At 72.8% G+C, this 18,994-nt stretch carries 22 protein-coding genes; 11 read left to right on the top strand and 11 right to left on the bottom strand.

Annotated elements, in window-relative coordinates; genetic code table 11:
* Window positions 1-91: 91 nt before the first annotated feature.
* Together AC3EN4_RS20635 and AC3EN4_RS20630 are read right to left on the bottom strand one after the other, a co-directional pair.
* Window positions 92-1,126, bottom strand: coding sequence for an AraC-like ligand-binding domain-containing protein (locus AC3EN4_RS20635; protein WP_435207387.1), 1,035 nt, complete (start codon window positions 1,124-1,126; stop codon window positions 92-94).
* 10 nt (window positions 1,127-1,136) lie between these two features.
* On the bottom strand, window positions 1,137-1,898 hold the full coding sequence (locus AC3EN4_RS20630) for a TetR/AcrR family transcriptional regulator (RefSeq protein WP_435207386.1): 762 nt from the start codon (window positions 1,896-1,898) through the stop codon (window positions 1,137-1,139).
* Between the two features lie 34 nt (window positions 1,899-1,932).
* On the opposite strand from AC3EN4_RS20630, the gene AC3EN4_RS20625 reads away from it, so the two are divergent.
* Window positions 1,933-3,567: an MFS transporter gene (locus AC3EN4_RS20625; protein ID WP_435207385.1), complete on the top strand. Its 1,635-nt coding sequence runs from the start codon at window positions 1,933-1,935 to the stop codon at window positions 3,565-3,567.
* Here AC3EN4_RS20625 and AC3EN4_RS20620 read toward each other — a convergent pair.
* The 4 genes from AC3EN4_RS20620 to AC3EN4_RS20605 form a co-directional block, all read right to left on the bottom strand.
* Window positions 3,557-4,060, bottom strand: coding sequence for a hypothetical protein (locus tag AC3EN4_RS20620; protein WP_435207384.1), 504 nt, complete (start codon window positions 4,058-4,060; stop codon window positions 3,557-3,559). The genes AC3EN4_RS20625 and AC3EN4_RS20620 overlap by 11 nt on opposite strands.
* A gap of 88 nt (window positions 4,061-4,148) precedes the next feature.
* Window positions 4,149-5,780 carry a RecQ family ATP-dependent DNA helicase gene (locus AC3EN4_RS20615; protein WP_435207383.1) on the bottom strand — a complete coding sequence of 544 codons (1,632 nt, stop codon included), beginning with the start codon at window positions 5,778-5,780 and terminating at the stop codon, window positions 4,149-4,151.
* 73 nt (window positions 5,781-5,853) lie between these two features.
* On the bottom strand, window positions 5,854-6,804 hold the full coding sequence (locus AC3EN4_RS20610; RefSeq protein ID WP_435207382.1) for a TIGR03557 family F420-dependent LLM class oxidoreductase: 951 nt from the start codon (window positions 6,802-6,804) through the stop codon (window positions 5,854-5,856).
* 86 nt (window positions 6,805-6,890) lie between these two features.
* Window positions 6,891-7,016, bottom strand: a complete 126-nt coding sequence (locus tag AC3EN4_RS20605; RefSeq protein WP_422739489.1) for a hypothetical protein — start codon at window positions 7,014-7,016, stop codon at window positions 6,891-6,893.
* 210 nt (window positions 7,017-7,226) lie between these two features.
* On the opposite strand from AC3EN4_RS20605, the gene AC3EN4_RS20600 reads away from it, so the two are divergent.
* Entirely contained in the window at window positions 7,227-8,720 is a 1,494-nt protein-coding gene (locus AC3EN4_RS20600; RefSeq protein WP_435207381.1) for a glycoside hydrolase family 3 N-terminal domain-containing protein, read from the top strand.
* On the opposite strand, the gene AC3EN4_RS20595 is transcribed toward AC3EN4_RS20600, so the two are convergent.
* Complete coding sequence (locus AC3EN4_RS20595; protein ID WP_422739491.1) at window positions 8,717-9,007, bottom strand: GNAT family N-acetyltransferase; 291 nt, start codon at window positions 9,005-9,007, stop codon at window positions 8,717-8,719. The two genes, AC3EN4_RS20600 and AC3EN4_RS20595, sit on opposite strands and share 4 nt — an antisense overlap.
* Window positions 9,004-10,230 carry a cysteine desulfurase-like protein gene (locus AC3EN4_RS20590; protein WP_435207380.1) on the bottom strand — a complete coding sequence of 409 codons (1,227 nt, stop codon included), beginning with the start codon at window positions 10,228-10,230 and terminating at the stop codon, window positions 9,004-9,006. The genes AC3EN4_RS20595 and AC3EN4_RS20590 overlap by 4 nt, the downstream gene beginning before the upstream one ends.
* Window positions 10,231-10,306: 76 nt before the next feature.
* Between AC3EN4_RS20590 and AC3EN4_RS20585 the strand changes: the two genes are divergently transcribed.
* From AC3EN4_RS20585 to AC3EN4_RS20575, 3 genes are all read left to right on the top strand, one after another.
* Window positions 10,307-10,672 carry a hypothetical protein gene (locus AC3EN4_RS20585; protein ID WP_435207379.1) on the top strand — a complete coding sequence of 122 codons (366 nt, stop codon included), beginning with the start codon at window positions 10,307-10,309 and terminating at the stop codon, window positions 10,670-10,672.
* Window positions 10,673-10,731: 59 nt separating this feature from the next.
* Window positions 10,732-11,553 (top strand): DUF1206 domain-containing protein, encoded by an 822-nt coding sequence (locus tag AC3EN4_RS20580; protein ID WP_435207378.1) that lies wholly within the window; start codon window positions 10,732-10,734, stop codon window positions 11,551-11,553.
* 82 nt (window positions 11,554-11,635) lie between these two features.
* A complete protein-coding gene (locus tag AC3EN4_RS20575; protein WP_435207377.1) occupies window positions 11,636-12,823 on the top strand; it encodes a mechanosensitive ion channel family protein in 1,188 nt (395 codons plus the stop codon).
* A gap of 57 nt (window positions 12,824-12,880) precedes the next feature.
* On the opposite strand, the gene AC3EN4_RS20570 is transcribed toward AC3EN4_RS20575, so the two are convergent.
* Entirely contained in the window at window positions 12,881-13,873 is a 993-nt protein-coding gene (locus tag AC3EN4_RS20570) for a trypsin-like serine peptidase (protein WP_435207376.1), read from the bottom strand.
* Between the two features lie 275 nt (window positions 13,874-14,148).
* Here AC3EN4_RS20570 and AC3EN4_RS20565 point away from each other — a divergent pair, with 275 nt between their 5' ends.
* The 4 genes from AC3EN4_RS20565 (at window position 14,149) to AC3EN4_RS20550 (ending at window position 15,702) form a co-directional block, all read left to right on the top strand.
* The gene (locus AC3EN4_RS20565; protein WP_422739497.1) at window positions 14,149-14,583 is read left to right on the top strand and encodes a phage holin family protein; all 435 of its coding nucleotides are present in this window, start codon (window positions 14,149-14,151) and stop codon (window positions 14,581-14,583) included.
* Window positions 14,580-14,942 carry a DUF3618 domain-containing protein gene (locus tag AC3EN4_RS20560; RefSeq protein ID WP_355053393.1) on the top strand — a complete coding sequence of 121 codons (363 nt, stop codon included), beginning with the start codon at window positions 14,580-14,582 and terminating at the stop codon, window positions 14,940-14,942. The genes AC3EN4_RS20565 and AC3EN4_RS20560 overlap by 4 nt, the downstream gene beginning before the upstream one ends.
* Window positions 14,939-15,211, top strand: coding sequence for a DUF4235 domain-containing protein (locus AC3EN4_RS20555; protein WP_421475776.1), 273 nt, complete (start codon window positions 14,939-14,941; stop codon window positions 15,209-15,211). The genes AC3EN4_RS20560 and AC3EN4_RS20555 overlap by 4 nt, the downstream gene beginning before the upstream one ends.
* Before the next feature lie 287 nt (window positions 15,212-15,498).
* Window positions 15,499-15,702, top strand: a complete 204-nt coding sequence (locus AC3EN4_RS20550; protein ID WP_011905669.1) for a cold-shock protein — start codon at window positions 15,499-15,501, stop codon at window positions 15,700-15,702.
* A 115-nt stretch (window positions 15,703-15,817) separates the two neighbouring features.
* Here AC3EN4_RS20550 and AC3EN4_RS20545 read toward each other — a convergent pair whose 3' ends face one another.
* Together AC3EN4_RS20545 and AC3EN4_RS20540 are read right to left on the bottom strand one after the other, a co-directional pair.
* Complete coding sequence (locus AC3EN4_RS20545; RefSeq protein WP_435207375.1) at window positions 15,818-16,012, bottom strand: hypothetical protein; 195 nt, start codon at window positions 16,010-16,012, stop codon at window positions 15,818-15,820.
* Window positions 16,013-16,106: 94 nt separating this feature from the next.
* A complete protein-coding gene (locus AC3EN4_RS20540; protein ID WP_435207374.1) occupies window positions 16,107-17,090 on the bottom strand; it encodes an aldo/keto reductase in 984 nt (327 codons plus the stop codon).
* Between the two features lie 82 nt (window positions 17,091-17,172).
* On the opposite strand from AC3EN4_RS20540, the gene AC3EN4_RS20535 reads away from it, so the two are divergent.
* Entirely contained in the window at window positions 17,173-17,967 is a 795-nt protein-coding gene (locus AC3EN4_RS20535; protein ID WP_435207373.1) for a trans-aconitate 2-methyltransferase, read from the top strand.
* Window positions 17,964-18,986, top strand: coding sequence for an adenosine deaminase (locus tag AC3EN4_RS20530; protein ID WP_435207372.1), 1,023 nt, complete (start codon window positions 17,964-17,966; stop codon window positions 18,984-18,986). The genes AC3EN4_RS20535 and AC3EN4_RS20530 overlap by 4 nt, the downstream gene beginning before the upstream one ends.
* Window positions 18,987-18,994: the final 8 nt, after the last annotated feature.

Below are 18,994 nucleotides of genomic sequence, written 5' to 3'. Positions count from 1 at the left end.
CACGCGCCACGGCGGGCGCCTCGCCACGGCCCCCGTTCGCGGTCGGCGCGGGCCCCCGGGTACGCGGGCACCGCATCTACCGCGTCGACAGTCAGTCTGCCCGGGCCGAGTTGACTCTGGATGCCAGGTCGTTGACGTCCCGTGCCGTAACCGCCGCACCGTCGCGGCAGGCCTGCGGGCTCATCCCGTACGCCGCCCGGAACGCCCGACTGAAGTGGGCCTTGTCCCCGAACCCCCAACGTGCCGCGATGACCTGCACGGGCTGGGCCCGCAGCGCCGGGTCGGCCAGGTCGCGCCGGCACCGGGCCAGCCGAAGGTCACGGATGTACGCCGCCACGGTGGTGTTCTCGGCCTCGAAGAGGCGGTGCAGGGTGCGCAGCGAGATGTGGTGGGCGTCCGCGACGGTCCGTGGGGCGAGCGTGACGTCGCCCAGGTGCCGGTGGACGTACGCCTGCACCTGCGTGACCAGCGCGCGGCGGCGGACCTCGGTCGGCACCGCGTCCTCGGCGACGAGGTTCCGGCCGAGCAGGGTGGTGGCCAGGTCGAGCCCCACCGTGCCGAGCCGGCCGGCGTCGACGGCGTGGTACTGCTCGGGGTGCCCGGTCACCTGGATCAGGAACTGGGCCAGCAGCGCCCCGAGACCCTCGCTGCCGGACATCCGCCCGCCGTAGAGCGCGGCCATCCGCTTCGGCGGCAGCGGGAGCGCGGCGTGCGGGATCAGCGTGATGATCGAGGTGGCCCGGGTCCGCCCCGGCTCGTTCGCGTGGTGGCAGACGTCGTGCGGGCGCGAGGCGTCGTAGAAGGTGAACTCGCCGGCCAGGATCTCGCTGCGCCGACCGTCCTGGCTGGACGTGCCGATCCCGCTGGTGGTGAGGGCGAGCACGTACAGCTCCGGGTCGGACTGCCGGATCAGCTTGCGGGTGCGGGTGGCGTCGAGTGAGGGGTACCGGTATTCGACGAGTTGGATCGCGCCGAGATCGGTGAAGTCGGCCCGGGCCGCGAAGTCGGCGGCGTGCGCGGACTCGACCCGCAACGGCGCGGAGGTGCGCGCCACCAGGTCCAGCCACATCCCGAAGCGCTCGCCGGGCGGCAGGACGGTGGTGTCGACGGTGTTCCTGGGTAGCATCCGCGCCCCCTCAGGCCGTCCGGCGGGCGATCAGGGCTTCGACGCCGTCGAGGATCCGGTCCAGTCCGAAGGTGAACTCGTCGTCCGGGTCGTCGTCCTGGTCGAGGACGCCGGCGTCGAGCACCCGCGTCAGCGCGGGGAAGCGGATCGGGTCGATCAGCCGCGCCACCATCGCCCCGTACGCCGGCATCAACTCGCCGGGCTCGACGCCGGCGGCCCGGCTGCCCTCGGCGATCTGGTTGGTGAGCATCGCCTCGTTGCGCACGTAGCCGGTGACCAGCAGCAGGATGGACATCTTCGCGCCCTCGGGCAGCGGGGTGCCGTCGAGGCAACCCAGCCCGTCCTCCAGCCAGCCGAGTTGCTGAGGGGTGGCGGGCGGCCCGGCGATCGGGATGTGCAACAGCCAGGGGCGCTGTCGCAGCACGTCGTGTTCGGCCCACGCCCAGCGGGTCAGGCCGGCGCGCCAGTCGTCGTCCGGCGCGGCCGGGCCCGGTGCGGGGCCGTAGCCGGCGTCCACCATGAGCGTCAGCAGGTCGTCCTTCGAGGCGATGTGGCGGTAGAGGGCCATCGTGGCGGCGCCCAGCTCCTTGGCCACCCGGCTCATCGACACGGCCGCCAGCCCGTCGGCGTCGGCGACCCGGACGGCCGCGTCGACGATGCCGGCCACGGTCAGCCCCGGCCGGGGGCCCTTCGGTGGCCGCTCGCGCAGGCCCCACGCGCTCTGGATGGCCGGCGGGAGCGCCGGACCGCTGTCGTCTTTCGTCTCCGCCACATTTCCTCCTTGCCCCGCCATCCTAGTTCTGCGTATGGTCTACGCATTAAAGCGTACGTCATACGCAGAAGGAGTTTCCATGACAGCGACGACCGCACCGGCGCCCCGAGCGGGCCGGCGGGAATGGATCGGATTCGCGGTGCTGATGCTGCCGCTGCTCCTCGTCTCGATGGACGTGTCGGTGCTCTACTTCGCCGTCCCGTTCATCAGCGAGGAGCTACGGCCCAGCGCCACCCAGCAACTCTGGATCTTCGACATCTACGGCTTCGTGCTGGCCGGGCTGCTGATCACCATGGGCGCCCTGGGCGACCGGATCGGCCGGCGTCGGCTCCTGCTGCTGGGCGCCACCGCGTTCGGCGCGGCATCCCTGCTGGCCGCGTACGCCGACAGCGCCGCGACGCTGATCGCCGCGCGGGCCGTGCTCGGCGTCGGCGGGGCCACCCTGATGCCGTCCACGCTCGCCCTGGTGCGCAACATGTTCCACAACGCCAAGCAGCGGGGCACCGCCATCGGCATCTGGACCGCCACGCTCACCGGTGGCATCGCCATCGGCCCCGTGCTCAGCGGCGTCCTGCTGGAGCACTTCTGGTGGGGCTCCATCTTCCTGATCAACATCCCGGCGATGCTGTTGCTGCTCCTGCTCGCCCCGGTCCTGGTGCCCGAGTTCCGCAACCCGGCGCGTGGCCGGTTCGACCTGGTCAGCGCGGCGCTCTCGCTCGGCACGCTGCTGCCGGTCATCTACGGCATCAAGGAGATGGCCCGCGACGGCGTCAGCGCGGTACGGGTGCTGGCCGTCGTCGCCGGCCTGCTGATCGGGACGCTCTTCCTGCACCGGCAGCGGAGCCGGGCGTACCCGATGATCGATCTGGCGCTGTTCCGCCGCCACGGCTTCGCGGGATCGCTCGCGGTCGACCTGCTCGCGATGTTCGCGCTGGTCGGGTTCGCCATCTTCACCACCCAGCACCTCCAGTTGGTGCTCGGGCTGAGTCCGTTGCGGGCGGCGCTGTGGAGCCTCGTACCGTCGCTCGCGGTCGGCGGCGTCGCCCCGGCCGCCGCCGCGCTCGCCCAGCGGGTCGAGCGGGCCTACCTGATCGGCGTCGGCTTCGCGATCGCCGTGGTCGGCTTCGCGGTGCTCACCCGGGTCACCCCCGAGACGCCGCTCTGGCTGCTGCTCGTCGGCGCGAGCGTGTACGCCGGCGGTCTGGTGATGGTGATGTCACTCGTCACCGAGCTGGTGCTCGGCGCGGCGCCGCCGGAGCAGGCCGGTGTCGCCTCCGCGCTGACCGAGTCCAGCAGCGAGCTGGGCGGCGCGCTGGGAATGGCCATCCTGGGCAGTGTGGGCGCCGCGATCTACCGGCGCGAGGTTCTCGACGAGCTGCCGGCCGGACTGCCGACGGACGCCCGCGACGCGGCCGGCGAGACCCTGGGCGGCGCGCTCGCCGTGACGCGGGGACTGCCGGCGGAGGTCGGCGACGCGGTGCTGCACGCGGCCCGGTTCGCCTTCACCGACGGGCTGCACCTCGCCGCGATCGCCGCCATGGTGGCGATGGCCCTCGGCGCGGTGACCGCGCTGCTGACGCTGCGCGGCGTCCGACCGGCCGACCCGGCGGCGCTGGCCACCGAGCCGGCCGGACCTTCGCTGTCGGACGCCGCCCCGGTCAGTCGTTGAGCACGTGGGCGAGTCGGTCGCGGAACCGCCGCTCGGAGTCGCTGACCGACTCGCCGCCGAGGCTCAGCAGACCGCCGCTGGACGCGGCCCCCACCACCTGGTCGGCGATGGTGACCAGCCAGTGCTTGTACGCGCCGGCCTCGCCGTCGTCGACCCGGGCGGCCAGCAGCGCGGCGGCCTCGCCGGCCCGCACCAGCACGTCGTCGAGGTACGCCTGCGGGTCGGCGGGCGCGATGACCGGCAGCTCCTCGCCGGCCTCGGGGTCGCCGACCCGGGTCACGATCTCGCCGGCCACGGCGGCGACCAGCGGGCTGGCCGACTCCCGGCCCGCCCCGATGGACTCCAGCCCGGCCGCGTTCTCCGCCATGGTCCGGCGGGTGCCGTCGGACTCGGCGGCGCTCGCCGCGGTCAGCACCGACTGCGGCAGGCCGACCAGCAGCCCCCACTCCTCGTCGGAGAAACCGAAACCGGTGTACGCCGGCTGCTCGATCACGGCAATGCCCCTTCCGCCCTGCTCTGTCTGGTCAATCGGTGCTCTGCTCGGTCGATGCACCGGGCCCGTAACCGGGGCCCGGGTCAGGCTAGTCCAGGGACAGCAGGCCCTGCTCGGACACCACGCGCACCGACAGGGTCTTGTACCCGACCTCGTCGAAGAGGACCGTCATCTTGTCGTCCTCGTAGCTGAGCACCAGGCCCCGCCCCCACTCGCCGTGACGCACCTGGCTGTGCACCGGGAACGGTCCGACCGCGCCCTCGTCGGCGACGCTGGTGCCCCGGTGGCAGTTGTCGCAGTGCGCGCAGACCTCGGTCATCTGCTCGCCGAAGTAGGCCAGCAGGGTCTGCCCCCGGCAGGCGGTGGTCTCGGCGAAGGCCCGCATCATGTCGGTACGCGACCGGGTCACCGCCTGCTGGCGTTCCGCCTCGGCGAGGGCCGCCGACGCCGCGTCGACCGGGGTGGGGGAGTAGCGCGGGGCCCCGATGCGCTGGCGCGCGCGGGGCTCGGCGGCCCCCACCTGCTCCAGCAGCGACAGGTACTGGCCCAGCTTGCGCGGCCCCAGGCCGGTGGCCTCCCGCAGCTCGGTCTTGGTGGCCGGCTTGCGGCGCAGCAGCGCGGCCAGGTCCCGCAGCTCGTTCTCGTCCGGCAGGCCGCCGCTGAAGAACCGTTGCAGGCCCATGTCCTCGGCCCGCCAGAGCAGCAGCACCCGGGCCGGCTGCCCGTCCCGACCGGACCGGCCGATCTCCTGGAAGTAGCTGTCCGGCGAGTCGGGCAGCGCGGTGTGCACCACCCAGGCGATGTTCGGCTTGTCGATGCCCATGCCGAACGCCGACGTGGCCACCATGATGGGCACCTGGTCGGCGAGGAACGCCTCGTGCAGCTCGTTGCGCGCGCCGGCCGGCATCCCACCGTGGTAGAACTGCGCCGGGAAGCCCGCCTTGGTCAACTTCTCGGCCAACTCCTCGGCCGAGCGGCGGGTCGGCACGTAGATGATCCCGGGTCGTTCGTCGTCGCGCAGCAGGGCGATCAACCGCCGCCACCGGTAGTCCTCGGTGGGGCAGTGCGCCACCTCCAGGAAGAGGTTGGGCCGGTCCAGCCCGGAGACCACCACCTCCGGGTCGCGCAGCCGCAGCCGGGCGATGATGTCGTCGCGTACCGGCGGCGACGCGGTGGCGGTCAGCGCGACCACCGGCGGTCGGCCGATGCCCTCGATGAGGTGGCCCAGCGCCAGGTAGTCGGGGCGGAAGTCGTGCCCCCAGGCGGAGATGCAGTGCGCCTCGTCGATCGCCACCAGCGCCGGCTTCAGCGCGGCGACCTCGGCCATCCGGTCCGGGTTGCTCAACTGCTCCGGGGTGATGAACAGGAACTCCGCCCGCCCGGCCTGGATCTCGGCGATCGCCTCGGCCTGCTGGGCGGCCGACTCGTTCGAGCTGATCCGTACCGCCCGCAGCTCGGGACGTTGCCGCTCGTTGAGCGCCGCGATCTGGTCCTGTTGCAGGGCCAGCAGGGGGGAGATCACCACGGTCGGGCCGGGGATCAGGCTGGCCGGGATCTGGTAGATCGCCGACTTGCCGGCGCCGGTGGGCAACACCACCAGGGCGTCGTGCCGCTTCATCACCGCGCGCATGGCGGCGAGCTGGTTGGGCCGCAGTGCTTTCCAGCCGAAGAGGCTCTTCGCCGCGCGGCGCAACGTCATCGAGTGCGTGGACAGTTTCATCGAGGGCCGGAGGTACCCGAGCCCATGACCACCGAAACACCTTCGGGGATCATGGGCTCGGGAAGTGTCCGGCTCACCGCAGGCGGGGCAGGACCTCGCGCTGGTAGAGGTCGAACAGGCCCTCGAAGTTCGGGCCGGTGTTGGCCACGTACAGCTCGTCGAAGCCGGCCTTGGTGTACTTGTCGATCATCTCCAGGTGCGCGTCGGCGCTGTTGCCGCAGACGAACGCCTCCCGCACCATGTCCTCGGTGACCAGCTCGGCGGCCTGCTCGAAGTGGCGCGGCGAGGGCAGCACCTGCGACAGCTCACCCGGCACGCCCGCGTTGGGCCAGCGCTCGTACGCGATCCGCGCGCCCTCGTCCTCGCTGGCCGCGAACGCCGCCTTGAACCCGGCCTGGCACGGCTTGTCGCCGCCGCCGTTCTCCCGGAAGCGCCGGACCAGCTCACCGTCGGGCATCGTGCTCACGTAGCCGTCGCCGATCCGGGCGGCCAGGTCGACGGCCTTCGGCCCGAACCCGGAGACGTAGATCGACGGCGGGGTGTCGGGCAGGGTGTAGACCCGCGCGTTCTCCACCGTGTAGTGCGTGCCCCGGTGGTTGACGAAGTCACCCCGCCACAGCTCGCGCATGACCTCGACGGCCTCCTCGAGCATCTCCAACCGGACGTCGGCGGACGGCCAGGCGTCACCGAAGATGTGCTCGTTGAGCGCCTCGCCGGTGCCGACGCCGAGCACGAACCGACCGCCGTGCAGCACCGCGCTGGTCGCCGCCGCCTGGGCGATCACGGCCGGGTGGATCCGTACGGTCGGGCAGGTCACCGCCGTGGTCACCGGCAGTGAGCAGACCTGGCTGAGCGCGCCGATCATCGACCAGACGAACGGGCTCTGTCCCTGCGCGTCGACCCAGGGGTGGTAGTGGTCGGAGATCCACAGTGCCTCGAAGCCGGCCGCCTCGGCGCCCCGGGCCTGCGCCAGCAGCTCGGCCGGCGAGTACTCCTCACTGGACAGAAAGTATCCGATCTTCATCGCTTCCCCTTCGGCGCGCGGACCAGCTGTCGGGAAAGCCGTACCCCGGTGTCGGCGGGCCACACCGGCGGGTCGGGGCGGATCGGTCAGCGGCGGCCGAACATGGCCCGGATCGCGGCGAGCAGCAACAGGGCGCCGACCACCAGGCCGAGCAGGCGTACGCCGGGGATGTCGGCCGGACTCGTGGCGTCGGCCAGCAGGGCGGTCTCCATCCCCGCACTCTTCCCGGGAACGGCCCCGTCGGGCAACTGTAAGGTTTATTGACTATTGAATCGCTCGGTGTGACCATGGCAGCACCGCCTGCCGAGGACGGTGCGCCGAGGGCGCGCGAGAGATGGGGTACGGGGCCGCATGAGCGAGCGCAACCAGCGGGTCGGCGTCACCGCGCCGGCGAGCGACGTCGACCGTTCCGGAGTGGCGGCGTGACCGCGCCGGCCGGGCACCTTCCGACGTTGGCCGCCGCCGTCCTGCAACCCGGGTTCGTCGGCACCACGCCGCCGCCCTGGGTGTGCCGCTGGCTCGGTGACGGGCTCGGCTCGGTGGTGCTGTTCGCCCGCAACGTCGTCGATACCGCCCAGGTGGCGGAGCTGACCGCGACGCTGCGCGCCGAGCGGCCGGACGTCATCGTGGCGATCGACGAGGAGGCCGGCGACGTCACCCGGATCGAATCCGGCCGGGGCAGCTCCCGTCCCGGCAACTACGCCCTCGGCGCGGTCGACGACCCGGCGCTGACCGAGGCCGTCGCCCTCGACCTCGGCGTCGAGCTGGCGGCGGCCGGGGTGACCCTCGACTACGCGCCGGACGCCGACGTCAACTCGAACCCGGCCAACCCGGTGATCGGCGTCCGCTCGTTCGGGGCCGACCCGGCGCTCGTCGCGCGGCACACCGCCGCCTGGATCCGCGGCCTCCAGCGCGGCGGCGTGGCCGCCTGCGCCAAGCACTTCCCCGGACACGGGGACACCCGGGTCGACTCGCACCACGACCTGCCGCGCATCACCGCCGACCGGGCCCGCCTGGACGCCTGCGAGCTGGCCCCGTTCCGGGCCGCCGTGGCGGCCGGCGCGCAGGCGGTGATGACCGGCCACCTGCTGGTGCCCGCGCTCGACGCGGAGCTGCCGGCCACGCTGAGCCAGCGCATCCTGGGCGGCCTGCTCCGCGACGAGTTGGGCTTCTCCGGCGTGATCGTGACCGACGCGGTGGAGATGCGCGCGGTGGCCGACCGGTACGGCTTCGCCGGAGCCGCCGTGCGGGCCCTCGCCGCCGGCGCCGACGCCATCTGCGTCGGTGGCGAGCGGAGCGACGAGGAGGCCGCCCGGGAACTGCGCGACGCCATCGTGGCCGCCGTCGTCGCCGGCGAGCTGCCCGAGGAACGTCTCGCCGAGGCCGCCAAGCGGGTCGGTCAGCTCGCCGCCTGGACGATGGCCGCCCGCGCCGCCCGCCCGAGCGCCGCCCACCGGGCCAGCGACGTCGGGCTGGTCGCCGCCCGCCGGGCGGTACGGGTCACCACCGGCCCGGACGCGCCGGTCGCGCTGCCGCTGACCCGGGCCGCCCATGTGGTGGAGTTCGAGCCGCCGCGCAACATCGCCATCGGCGCGGAGACCCCGTGGGGTATCGGCGAGCCGTTGGCCGAGCTGCTGCCCGGCACCACGACGGTCCGGCACGCCGAGCACGACGTACCCGCCGACCCGGGCGTCGCCGCCGGCGACCGTCCGCTCGTGCTGGTCGTGCGTGACCTGCACCGGCACGGGTGGATGCGGGCGGCGGTGCGGCGGGCGCTCGACAGCCGGCCGGACGCCGTCGTGGTCGAACTGGGCGTGCCCGAGCTGGTCGTCGGGGCGGTGCACCTGGCCACCCACGGCGCCACCCGGGCCAGCGGCCGGGCCGCCGCCGAGGTGCTGACCGGCCGAATCCGTTAGGGCTGCGCGAGCACCAGGTCGGCGTACTCCGGGTGCTTGTCGATGAACGCGGCCACGAACGGGCACTGCGGCACCACCCGGGCACCCCGGGCGCGCACCTGATCCAGGGTGCCGCGGATCAACACGCTGCCGACGCCCTTGCCCTGGAAGCGCGGGTCCACCTCGGTGTGCGTGAAGACCAGCACGTCCTGCCCCCGCGGCACGTACGCGGTGAAGCCGGCCAACGCGTCGTCGACCAGGATCTCGAATCGGTTCTTGGCGGGGTTGTCCTCGACCAGGCTGCTCACCGGGCCATTGTCCCCGTTGCGTCGGCCACCACGTCCAGTTCGGCGAGCAACCGGTCCACCTCCTCCACCGTGTTGTAGTGGTAGATGCTGGCCCGTACCGCGCCGCCGCTGTCGCGCAGACCCATCGTCCGGAAGTACTCGTAGGCGTAGTAGTCGCCCGACGAGAGGCAGAACCCGGCGTCGCCCAGCGCCCGCTGGACCTCCAGCGGCGAGCGTCCGGCGACCCGGAAGGAGACCGTCGGGCAGCGCCGGGCCGGCGAGCCGTAGACGGTGACGGCGGGCCGCTCGGCGAGACCGCTGAGCAGCCGGTCCAGCAGAGCCTCCTCGTGCGCCTGCGCGGCGGCGAGTCCGGCCCGCAGCCGCGCCCGGCGGTCACCGGTCGCGCTCGGGTCCAGGGTGGCGAGGTGGTCCACCGCGGCGGTCACCCCGGCCAGCAGGGGGAAGCTCGGGGTGCCGTACTCGAACCGGTCCGGCACCGCGTCGGAGGACGGCACCAGCTTCGCCGGGCGCAGCCCGGCCCACCGGTCCGGCTCGGCGACCATCGCGGCCAGGTGCGGCCCGGACCACTTGTACGCGCTGGTCACCAGCACGTCCGCGCCGAGCGACGCCAGGTCGGTCGGCCCGTGCGGCACCGAGTGCACGCCGTCCACACAGACCAGCGCCCCGACCGAATGTGCGATCTTGGCGATCGCCGGCACGTCCGGCACGGTGCCGATGGCGTTGCTGCCGGCGGTCACCGCGACCAGCCGGGTCCGCTCGCCCACCAGGTCGGCGTACTGGCCGGTGGGCAGCTCACCGGTGTCCCGGTCGACCTCGGCCCAGCGCACCGTCGCGCCGGCCGCCTCGGCGGCCTGCACCCACGGGCGCACGTTGGCGTCGTGGTCGAGCCGGGACACCACCACCTCGTCGCCGGGCCGCCAGGTCGCGCCGAGGGTACGGGCCAGGGTGTACGTCAGCGCGGTCGCGCTGGGGCCGAGCACCACCCCGTCCGGCTCCGCGCCGAGCAGGTCGGCGACCGCCGAGCGGGCCTGCGCCACCAGCTCCAGCGAGCGGCGGCCCGGCGTGAACGCGGCACTGCGGTTGCCGACGGCCGCGCGCATCGCGTCGGTGACCGCGTCGATCACACCGGCCGCGGTCTGGGTGCCCCCGGCGCCGTCGAAGTGGACGAAGCCCTCGGTCAGGGCGGGATAGGCGGCCCGGGTACGGGCGATGTCGAAGGCCATGTCCGGGACCCTAGCCGGGGCGCCGGCCGCGCTCGCTCCCGCCCGGTCGTCGCGGACGTCTCGTACCCTTGGCGGGGTGACGAACCGACCCGCCACCATCCCCCTGCCCCCCGTCCGCCGCGTCGCCGGCCTGGTCGCCGCCGCCGCGCTCGGCCTCGCCGTGCTCGCCGGTTGCAGCTCCCAGGGCGCCTCCACCGACTGCGGCCTGGACGCCTGCACCGTCACCTTCGAGCGGGGTGTCGAGGCGAGCGCCACCATCCTGGGTGTCGAGGCCAAGCTGGTCGGTGCCGAGGGCGACCAGGTGACCGTCGAGGTCGCCGGCGAGCAGCTCACCCTCACCACCGGTCAGCAGGCCACCGAGGCCGGTGGCTTCGCGGTGACCGTCGACAGCGTCACCGACCAGCAGGTCAAGATCCGCGTTTCCCGCAACCCGGGCAACTGACCTCGTCGGGCGGCGGTGGCCGACGTTTGGGAATCTTCCGAATCGGAGATTGTGACGTCATGTCACTCACCCGTAGCGCCGAAGCCACCGCCTCCCGCACGGCGGACAACCGGTGGCTGGAACTTCTCGCCCGGGCCGGCTTCATCGGCTACGGCATCGTCCACCTCCTCTTCGCCTGGTTGGCGTTGCAGATCGCGTTCGGCACGTCGTCCGACGACGGCGACCAGTCCGGCGCGCTGCGGACCCTCTCCGCACAGCCCCTCGGTAAGTTCCTCGTCATCGCCGTCGCGGTCGGCCTGCTCGCCATGGCGATCTGGCAGGGCCTCGAAGCGGCGGGCGGGCACCGTGCCGAGCGCGGCAAGGAGCGGACCATGGAGCGGCTGGCCTCGGCCGGTCGGACCGTCGTCTACCTCTACTTCGCCTGGACCGCTTTCAAGGTGTTCAAGGACGCCGGCTCGAACAGCGCCGACAGCCAGGAGGCGCTGAGCGGCAAGCTGATGACCTCCAGCGGTGGCCGCTGGCTGGTCGGCCTGGCCGGGCTGGTGGTCGCGGCGATCGGCATCGGCCTGGTCATCTACGGCATCCGCAAGACGTTCGAGAAGCACCTCAAGACCGGCGAGATGAGCCCGAAGACCCGTCAGTTGGCCCGCCGCCTCGGCATCGCCGGCTACGTCGCCAAGGGCGTCGCGTACGGCATCGCCGGCCTGCTGGTCATCGTCGCCGCGGTGAACTACGACCCGGAGAAGGCCCGTGGTCTGGACGCCGCCCTGCACACCCTGCGCGAGCAGTCGTACGGCCCGTTCCTGCTGATCCTGGTCGCCCTCGGCATCGCCTGCTTCGGCATCTACTGCTTCCTCCAGTCCCGGTACCGCAAGGTCTGAACTGGTCGATACCGAGGACGTCGGGCACTATTGGGCTTTTGCCCGAAGTCCCGCCGCTCGGTCGAAGGGAAGCGCAACACTCGTGCAGAGCTATCTCGAAACGACCGTCGCCGCGCTCGCCGCGGCGGCGGTCGCCCTCTTCCTGGTCGAGGTCGTCCATCGGATCACCCGGCGGTTCGGCCGCCGGTCCCTGTTGTTGACCGAATTGACCGACCACGCGCACCGCCCGTTCCAGGTCGCCGCCACGGTGCTCGCCGTGCAGTTCGCCGTCCGCTTCACCACCGGGTACGCCGTCGGCGAGAGCTGGCGCCGGCTCCTGCTGCACCTGCTGGTGCTCTGTGTGATCGCCAGCATGGCCTGGCTGGTGGCGGCGCTGCTGGTCGTCGTCGAGGACACCGCGCTCGCCCGGTTCCGGGTCGACGTGCCCAACAACCGGCACGCCCGCCGGGTGCGTACCCAGGTGGTGATGCTGCGCCGGTTGACCATCGCGGTGATCGTCATCCTGACCGTGGGCGTGATGCTGATGACGTTCCCGAGCGTGCGGGGCATCGGCGCGGGCGTGCTGACCTCCGCCGGTGTGGTCGGCGTGGTGGCCGCGCTGGCCGCCCAGAGCCTGCTCGGCAACGTCTTCGCCGGGCTGCAACTCGCCTTCAGCGACGCGGTCCGCCTGGACGACGTGGTGGTCGTCGAGGGGGAGTGGGGTCGGATCGAGGAGTTGACCCTCAGCTACGTCGTGGTGCAGATCTGGGACGACCGGCGGCTGATCCTGCCCACCTCGTACTTCACCAGCAAGCCGTTCCAGAACTGGACCCGGACCGAGGCGGCCGTGCTCGGCACCGCCGAGTTCGACGTCGACTGGGCGGTGCCGGTGCAGACCATGCGGGAGGAGCTGCGCCGGCTGGTCGAGGGCACCGAGCTGTGGGACGGCCGGGTCTGCGTCCTCCAGGTCACCGACGCCACCGGCGGCATGGTGCGACTGCGGGCGCTGGTCAGTGCCGCCGACGCGGGCAGCCTGTGGGACCTGCGCGCCCTCGTCCGCGAGCACCTGGTCGGCTGGATCCGCGACAACCGGCCCACCGCCATGCCCCGCGTCCGCACCGAACTGGGCGACGCCACCAGCAACCTGTCCTGGCAGTGGGTGCAGCCGAGGCGGCCGGTACGCCGCCCGTCCGACACCGAGGCGCCGGACGACGCCCGTGTCTTCGGCGGCAGCGACGACGGCGACGCCCGCAGCGAAGCCTTCGTGGGCCCCGAGGAATCCCGCCCCTGACCCCGGCCGGCCACGGTGATCAGGGGGCGCCGGCCGGAACCCCCTGATCACCGTGGTTCAGCGTCGGGCGGCGCGGTCGTAGAGCAGCTTCGCGGCGGATCCCAGGCGGGTGGCGTAGGAACGCTCCTCCGGGCCGCCGGCCAGGTCGCTGCCGGTGGTGGTGACCCCGACGATGGTGCCGTGACCGGTCGCGGGGTCGAAGCCGACGAGGTGCGGGCCGCCGCTCGCGCCGTGGGCCATGTCGCAGCGCATGCCGAACAGCAGCGGAGCGTCCGGCCCCGGTCGCGCCGCACCGGCGCAGTGGACCATGCGGGCGCCGAGCCACTGGGTGCCCGACTGCACGTGCGGATAGCCGAAGGCGTGGACGAACTCGCCGCTCACCGGGGGCTGGAAGGCGATCTCCTGGCTGCCGACGGCGTCGCCGAGCCGCCGGCCGTCGGCCCGGGGGTTGACCACCGCCACCCCGGCGTCGTAGCCGGCGACGGCGACCTCGCTGGAGTCGGTGCCGGTGTCCCACCGGCTCGAGGTGAACATGACGCGCACGCTGAAACCGCCGTACGGCTTGCTGCCGTTGCGGTATCCGGGCACGAAGTACACGTTGTGGTTCCAGGTGTCCGCGTCGGCGGGATCGCCCGTACCCCGGAAGCAGTGTGCGGCGGTGACCACCGTGCTGCGGTTGGGGCTGCGGACGGACGTGGCGGTGCAGCTCCCGTCGTACCCGTCGCTGAAGGTGAAGAACAGTCGCCCCACCGTCGTGGTGACCGCCCCGCCGTGCGTCCACACCGCGCCGGGATCGGGCTGGTCGGCGGGCGGGACGGTCGGGTCGTCCGGCGTGTTGTCGTCCGGCGGCATCGGGGTGATCTCCGGAACGAGCGCGCCGGCCATCCGCATGCGGTCCGGGGTCCAGTACCGGTCGGCCGCCCGTTGCTGTCCGGGGGTGAGCGCGCCGTCCCGGGTGGTGACCTCGGTGCGGTGGGCCGCGGCCGGGGTGGCCAGGACGAGCGCGGGTAGCAGCGCCACGGCGTAGAGCGTGGCTCGCGTTTTCCTCATCGGCCCATCGTGCGGAGGCGATGTCAGGAACCTGTCAGGCCGCGATGAGGAGTCGATGGTCGTGGCGTCGCCCGTCGCGATGGGGGTGGGTGGGAGGTTTGGGCGGGCTTGGGTGGGGGATCTGCTGCCGGGCATCTCTTCACCTCTCGCCGAACCGCTGCCGCAATGCGCGGCGCGGCGGTCGCCGAGACGGACAGATGCCTGCTCGGCGCGCTTTAGGATTGACGAGCGGCGACTCCGGGCATACAGCGCGGTGATGAGGAAAGGAGGACAGCATGGCTGACGTGGCGAATGCCCGCACATCCCGCAACGGGAGCGAGCCCTCCACCGCCGAGCTGGTGCAGCGGGCCGCCGAACAGGTATCCCGTCTGGTCCGCGACGAACTGGCGCTGGCCCGGGCGGAGTTGACCCAGAAGGGTAAGCACGCCGGCATCGGGATCGGCCTGTTCGGTGGCGGCGGGGCACTGGCGTTCTACGGCCTCGGCGCGCTTGTCGTCACGGCCATCCTGCTGCTGGATCTGGTGCTGCCCGCCTGGGCCGCCGCGCTGATCGTGGCGGTGGCGCTCTTCCTGGTGGCCGGCATCCTCGCGCTGGTGGGCAAGAAGCAGGTCAGCCGGGCGGTCCCGCCGGTGCCGGCGGCGACGGTCCGCAGCCTGCGGGCTGACGTGGACACCGTGGCCGCCGCCGTGAAGGACAGGGGACGGGCATGACGGGCAACGGGACGGGTGACACCGAGGCGCTGCGCGAGGAGATCCGCCGTACCCGGGTGGAGTTGGGCGAGACGATGGAGGCGTTGGCCGCCAAGGCGGACGTGAAGGCCCGCCTGAAGGAGTCCGCCGACCAGGCGAAGGAGCGGATGCGCGAGCAGGCGGCGCAGACCGTGGCCCGGGTCCGTGGGCAGGCCGCGCGCGGTGCGGGGATGGCACGGGCCCAGGCGTACGACAAGGGCGGCCTGGTCCGGGAGAAGAGCGAGCTGGTACGACGCAACCCGGTGCCGTGGGCGGCGATCGCCGCCGGCGCGGTGGCCACCGTGGTGGTGCTGATGATCGTACGGGGGAGGCGTAGGTGAGCAGGAGCATCGGCAAGGTCGCGTACCGGCCGGTCGGCGTGTTGTTGGGTATCGCCGCGGGTACGGTGGCCGGCGCGATCTTCCGGCAGGTCTGGAAGGTCACGGCGGGCGACGGCGAGGCGCCGAGCGCCACCGACGAGGACCGCGGCTGGGGCGAGATCCTGGCCGCCGCGGCGTTGCAGGGGGCCATCTTCGCGGTGGTCCGGGCCGCCGTCGACCGGGGCGGAGCGGTCGGCGTCCGTCGGATGACGGGCCACTGGCCGGACTGACCAGGACATCGATGTCAGGCCCCCTTCCCCATCGACGGAAGGGGGCCTTTCGCACGACCCGACACGCCGCCCAGCGATCTCGGCCATCCGTCAGGTCACATGTCGGAGAAATTCGTCGGACAGGTCGTGCAGACTTTTTGCGTACGTGATTTGCTGTTCCACGCTGTTGCGAGATGGCGTGGGTTGAGAGAAGTCTCCTTCGTGGGGGCCGCCTCAGACGCCGCTGCTCGAAAACGGCCAATCGGCCGCACGGCGTGCACGGCCGCCAGTTTTAGAAGGAGATACACATGGCGCAGGGAACCGTGAAGTGGTTCAACGCTGACAAGGGCTTCGGCTTCATCACCGTCGACGGCGGGGGTGCTGACGTGTTCGTCCACTTCTCGGCCATCCAGACCAGCGGCTACCGCACGCTGGAGGAGAACCAGCGGGTGGAGTTCGAGATCGCCCAGGGTCAGAAGGGCCCGCAGGCCGAGCAGGTCCGTCCCCTCTGACACATCTGACCGGCCCCCGCCGGTCAGTGGGACGGCCCGGTCAGGGCTTGTTGACGTGAAGCCCCGTATCCCCACCCGGGATGCGGGGCTTTCCACGTCCGCCGCTCGCGTCGACTCAGAGCCGGCGGCGCGAGCGCAGTCCCCACCAGAGCGCCACCAGCCCGGCCAGGACCACGACCGGGCCCAGCACCACCCAGAGCGTCTGGTCGCTCATCACGCTGCCGTCGACGTAGCCGAGGCCCTGCACCGTCCACACCGCACCGATCACCACGGCCAGCAGGCCGAGGGTGAGGGTCAGCCAACCCCTCATCGCGCACCCCCCTCGCCTCGTCGGGCGGCACGCCGCCCCGGGCGTCCAGCATCGTCGGTCCGACGGCGCGCCGCGAGCACCCGGGGTCGGCGGTTCACCACCGGTCGTGCACCTGCGGGCGGATCAGCTCGTCGTAGACCTCGCGTACGCCCGCCAGTTGGGCGGCGGTGAGCGGCGGCAGATCGGCCGCGGCGGCGTTGCGCCGGGCCTGCTCGGCGTCGCGGGCGCCCGGGATGACGACGGTGACGCCGGCCTGGTCCAGCACCCACCGCAGCGCGAACTGGGCCATGGTGCGGTCGGCGTCGACCAGCGGCGCGAGCCGGCGTACGGCCGCGAGCCCCTGGGTGTAGTCGACGCCGGAGAACGTCTCGCCCACGTCGAACGCCTCGCCGTGCCGGTTGTAGCTGCGGTGGTCGTCGGCGGGGAACTCGGTGTGCTCGTCGTAGCGGCCGGAGAGCAGGCCACTGGCCAGCGGCACCCGGGCGATGATGCCGACGCCGGCCTGGGCGGCCGCCGGCAGAACCTGCTCCAGCGGCTTGTGCCGCACCGCGTTGAGGATGATCTGGACGCTGGCCACCCCGGGGCGGGCGATCGCGGTCAACGCCTGATCGCAGGTCTCCACGCTGACGCCGTACCCGGCGATGGCCTTTTCGGCGACGAGGGTGTCCAGGGCGTCGAAGACCGCGTCGTCGGCGAAGACGGCGGTCGGCGGGCAGTGCAGCTGGACCAGGTCCAGGGTGTCCATCCCGAGGTTGGCCCGGGACCGGTCGGTCCACTGCCGGAAGTTGGCCAGGGTGTACGCCTCCGGCCGCTGCTCGACGCGTCGGCCCATCTTGGTGGCGACCGTCAGTCCGGCGTCCGGGCGGGAGCGCAGGAAGCGTCCGATCAACTGCTCGCTGCGGCCGTCGCCGTACACGTCGGCGGTGTCCAGGAAGGTGACCCCGGCGTCCACGGCCGTGCTGAGCACCGCCATGGCGTCGTCCTCGCTGACCGTTCCCCAGTCGGCGCCGAGCTGCCAGGCGCCCAGGCCGACGACTCCGACGGTCCGGCCGAGCCGGTTGAAGCTGCGCTGTTCCATGCCCCGAGCCTAGTGATCGGGTTGCCGGGCTGCCACGCGAGTCGTACCGTGCAACAAGACGGACGTACGGTTTGGAGGCGGCATGTGGGATCCGACGGCGTACCTACGCTACTCCGACGAGCGCTCCCGACCCTTCCACGACCTGCTCAACCGGGTCCCCGCCGTCCGGCCGCGGACCGTGGTCGACCTCGGCTGCGGCCCCGGCCAACTCACCGCCGGCCTGGCCGAGCGCTGGCCGGACGCCCGGATCGTCGGCCTCGACTCGTCGCCCGAGATGATCGACCGCGCCCGGGCCCTGCCCAGCCCGGTCGAGTTCGCCGTCGCCGACCTGCGCGACTGGCGTCCGAGCGGTGACGTCGACGTGCTGGTGACCAACGCGGCGCTGCAGTGGGTGCCCGGGCACCAGGAACTGCTCCGCCGCTGGGCCGCCGAGCTGCCCGCCGGCGCGTGGCTCGCCATGCAGGTCCCCGGCAACTTCGACGCCCCCTCGCACCGGGCGCTGCGCGAGGTCGCCGGCCGCCCGGCCTGGCGGGCCGAACTGGCCCCGCTCCAGCGCGCCCACCCCGTCGACGACCCGGCCGACTACGCGGACCTGCTGACCGCCGCCGGCTGCGCGGTGGACGCCTGGGAGACTAGCTACGTGCACCTGCTGCCGGCCGATCCCGCCGCCGACCACCCGGTGCTGACCTGGATGGAGGGCACCGCGCTGCGACCCGTGCGGGCCGCGCTGGACGCCGCCGGCTGGTCGGCCTTCCGGGCCGAGCTGGGGGTACGCCTCGACGCCGCCTACCCGGTACGGCACGGCCAGGTGTCCTTCCCGTTCCGCCGTGTCTTCGTCGTCGCCCGGACCGGCGCCCACGCACAGGAGAACTTGTGACCGATCTGACCACCTTCATCGCCGGTCTGCCCAAGGTGGAGCTGCACGTGCACCACGTCGGCTCCGCCTCGCCCCGGATCGTCTCCGAGCTGGCCGCCCGCCACGAGGGCCGCAGCCCGGTACCGAGCGACCCGGACGCCCTCGCCGACTACTTCGAGTTCCGCGACTTCGCGCACTTCATCGAGGTCTACCTGAGCGTCGTCGACCTCATCCGGGACCCGGAGGACGTCTGGCTCCTCACCCACGAGGTGGCCCGGGAACTGGCCCGCCAGCAGGTCCGGTACGCGGAGCTGACGATCACCCCGTACTCGCACGTCCGGCGGGGCATCCCCGCGCCCGCGTTCTGCGAGGCGATCGAGGACGCCCGCAAGCGCGCCGCCGGCGACTTCGGCATCGACCTGCGCTGGTGCTTCGACATCCCGGGGGAGGCCGGACTGCCGGCCGCCGAGGAGACCCTGCGGATCGCCCTCGACGAGCGCCCCGACGGGCTCATCAGCTTCGGTCTCGGCGGCCCGGAGATCGGCGTGCCCCGGCCGCAGTTCCGGCCGTACTTCGACCAGGCCCGTGCGGCCGGGCTGCGCTCGGTGCCGCACGCCGGCGAGACCACCGGCCCGCAGACCATCTGGGACGCCCTGCACGAGCTGGGCGCCGAGCGGATCGGTCACGGTATCTCCGCCGCGCAGGACCCGGAACTGCTCACCTACCTCGCCGAGCGGCAGATCGGGATGGAGATCTGCCCGACGTCGAACGTGCGGACCCGGGCCGTGGCCAACCTCGACGAGCACCCGCTGCCCCGACTGGTCGAGGCCGGGCTGCTGGTCACCATCAACTCCGACGATCCGCCGATGTTCGGCACCACCCTCAACGACGAGTACGCGGTGGCGGCCCGGCTGCTCGGGGCGGGCCCGGCGGAGCTGGCCGCGCTGGCCCGCAACGCGGTGACCGCGTCCTTCCTCGACCCGGCCGGCAAGCAGCGGATCACCGACGAGATCGACGCGTACCTGGCCAGCGCCGGCTGAGGCGACGG

Source organism: Micromonospora sp. bgisy143 (assembly GCF_057708145.1).
The sequence above is the reverse complement of the archived record's forward strand: the minus strand, read 5'-3'. Positions and strand labels throughout refer to the sequence as shown.

Excerpts from the sequence above, each read along its gene's own strand:
- AC3EN4_RS20625 (WP_435207385.1), top strand. The coding sequence starts at position 1,933 with ATGGTCTACGCATTAAAGCGTACGTCATACGCAGAAGGAGTTTCCATG.
- AC3EN4_RS20570 (WP_435207376.1), bottom strand. The coding sequence starts at position 13,873 with ATGAGGAAAACGCGAGCCACGCTCTACGCCGTGGCGCTGCTACCCGCG.
- AC3EN4_RS20565 (WP_422739497.1), top strand. The coding sequence starts at position 14,149 with ATGGCTGACGTGGCGAATGCCCGCACATCCCGCAACGGGAGCGAGCCC.
- AC3EN4_RS20615 (WP_435207383.1), bottom strand. The coding sequence starts at position 5,780 with ATGAAACTGTCCACGCACTCGATGACGTTGCGCCGCGCGGCGAAGAGC.
- AC3EN4_RS20550 (WP_011905669.1), top strand. The coding sequence starts at position 15,499 with ATGGCGCAGGGAACCGTGAAGTGGTTCAACGCTGACAAGGGCTTCGGC.
- AC3EN4_RS20535 (WP_435207373.1), top strand. The coding sequence starts at position 17,173 with ATGTGGGATCCGACGGCGTACCTACGCTACTCCGACGAGCGCTCCCGA.
- AC3EN4_RS20635 (WP_435207387.1), bottom strand. The coding sequence starts at position 1,126 with ATGCTACCCAGGAACACCGTCGACACCACCGTCCTGCCGCCCGGCGAG.
- AC3EN4_RS20590 (WP_435207380.1), bottom strand. The coding sequence starts at position 10,230 with ATGGCCTTCGACATCGCCCGTACCCGGGCCGCCTATCCCGCCCTGACC.
- AC3EN4_RS20545 (WP_435207375.1), bottom strand. The coding sequence starts at position 16,012 with ATGAGGGGTTGGCTGACCCTCACCCTCGGCCTGCTGGCCGTGGTGATC.
- AC3EN4_RS20580 (WP_435207378.1), top strand. The coding sequence starts at position 10,732 with ATGTCACTCACCCGTAGCGCCGAAGCCACCGCCTCCCGCACGGCGGAC.
- AC3EN4_RS20540 (WP_435207374.1), bottom strand. The coding sequence starts at position 17,090 with ATGGAACAGCGCAGCTTCAACCGGCTCGGCCGGACCGTCGGAGTCGTC.
- AC3EN4_RS20610 (WP_435207382.1), bottom strand. The coding sequence starts at position 6,804 with ATGAAGATCGGATACTTTCTGTCCAGTGAGGAGTACTCGCCGGCCGAG.
- AC3EN4_RS20560 (WP_355053393.1), top strand. The coding sequence starts at position 14,580 with ATGACGGGCAACGGGACGGGTGACACCGAGGCGCTGCGCGAGGAGATC.
- AC3EN4_RS20605 (WP_422739489.1), bottom strand. The coding sequence starts at position 7,016 with ATGGAGACCGCCCTGCTGGCCGACGCCACGAGTCCGGCCGACATCCCC.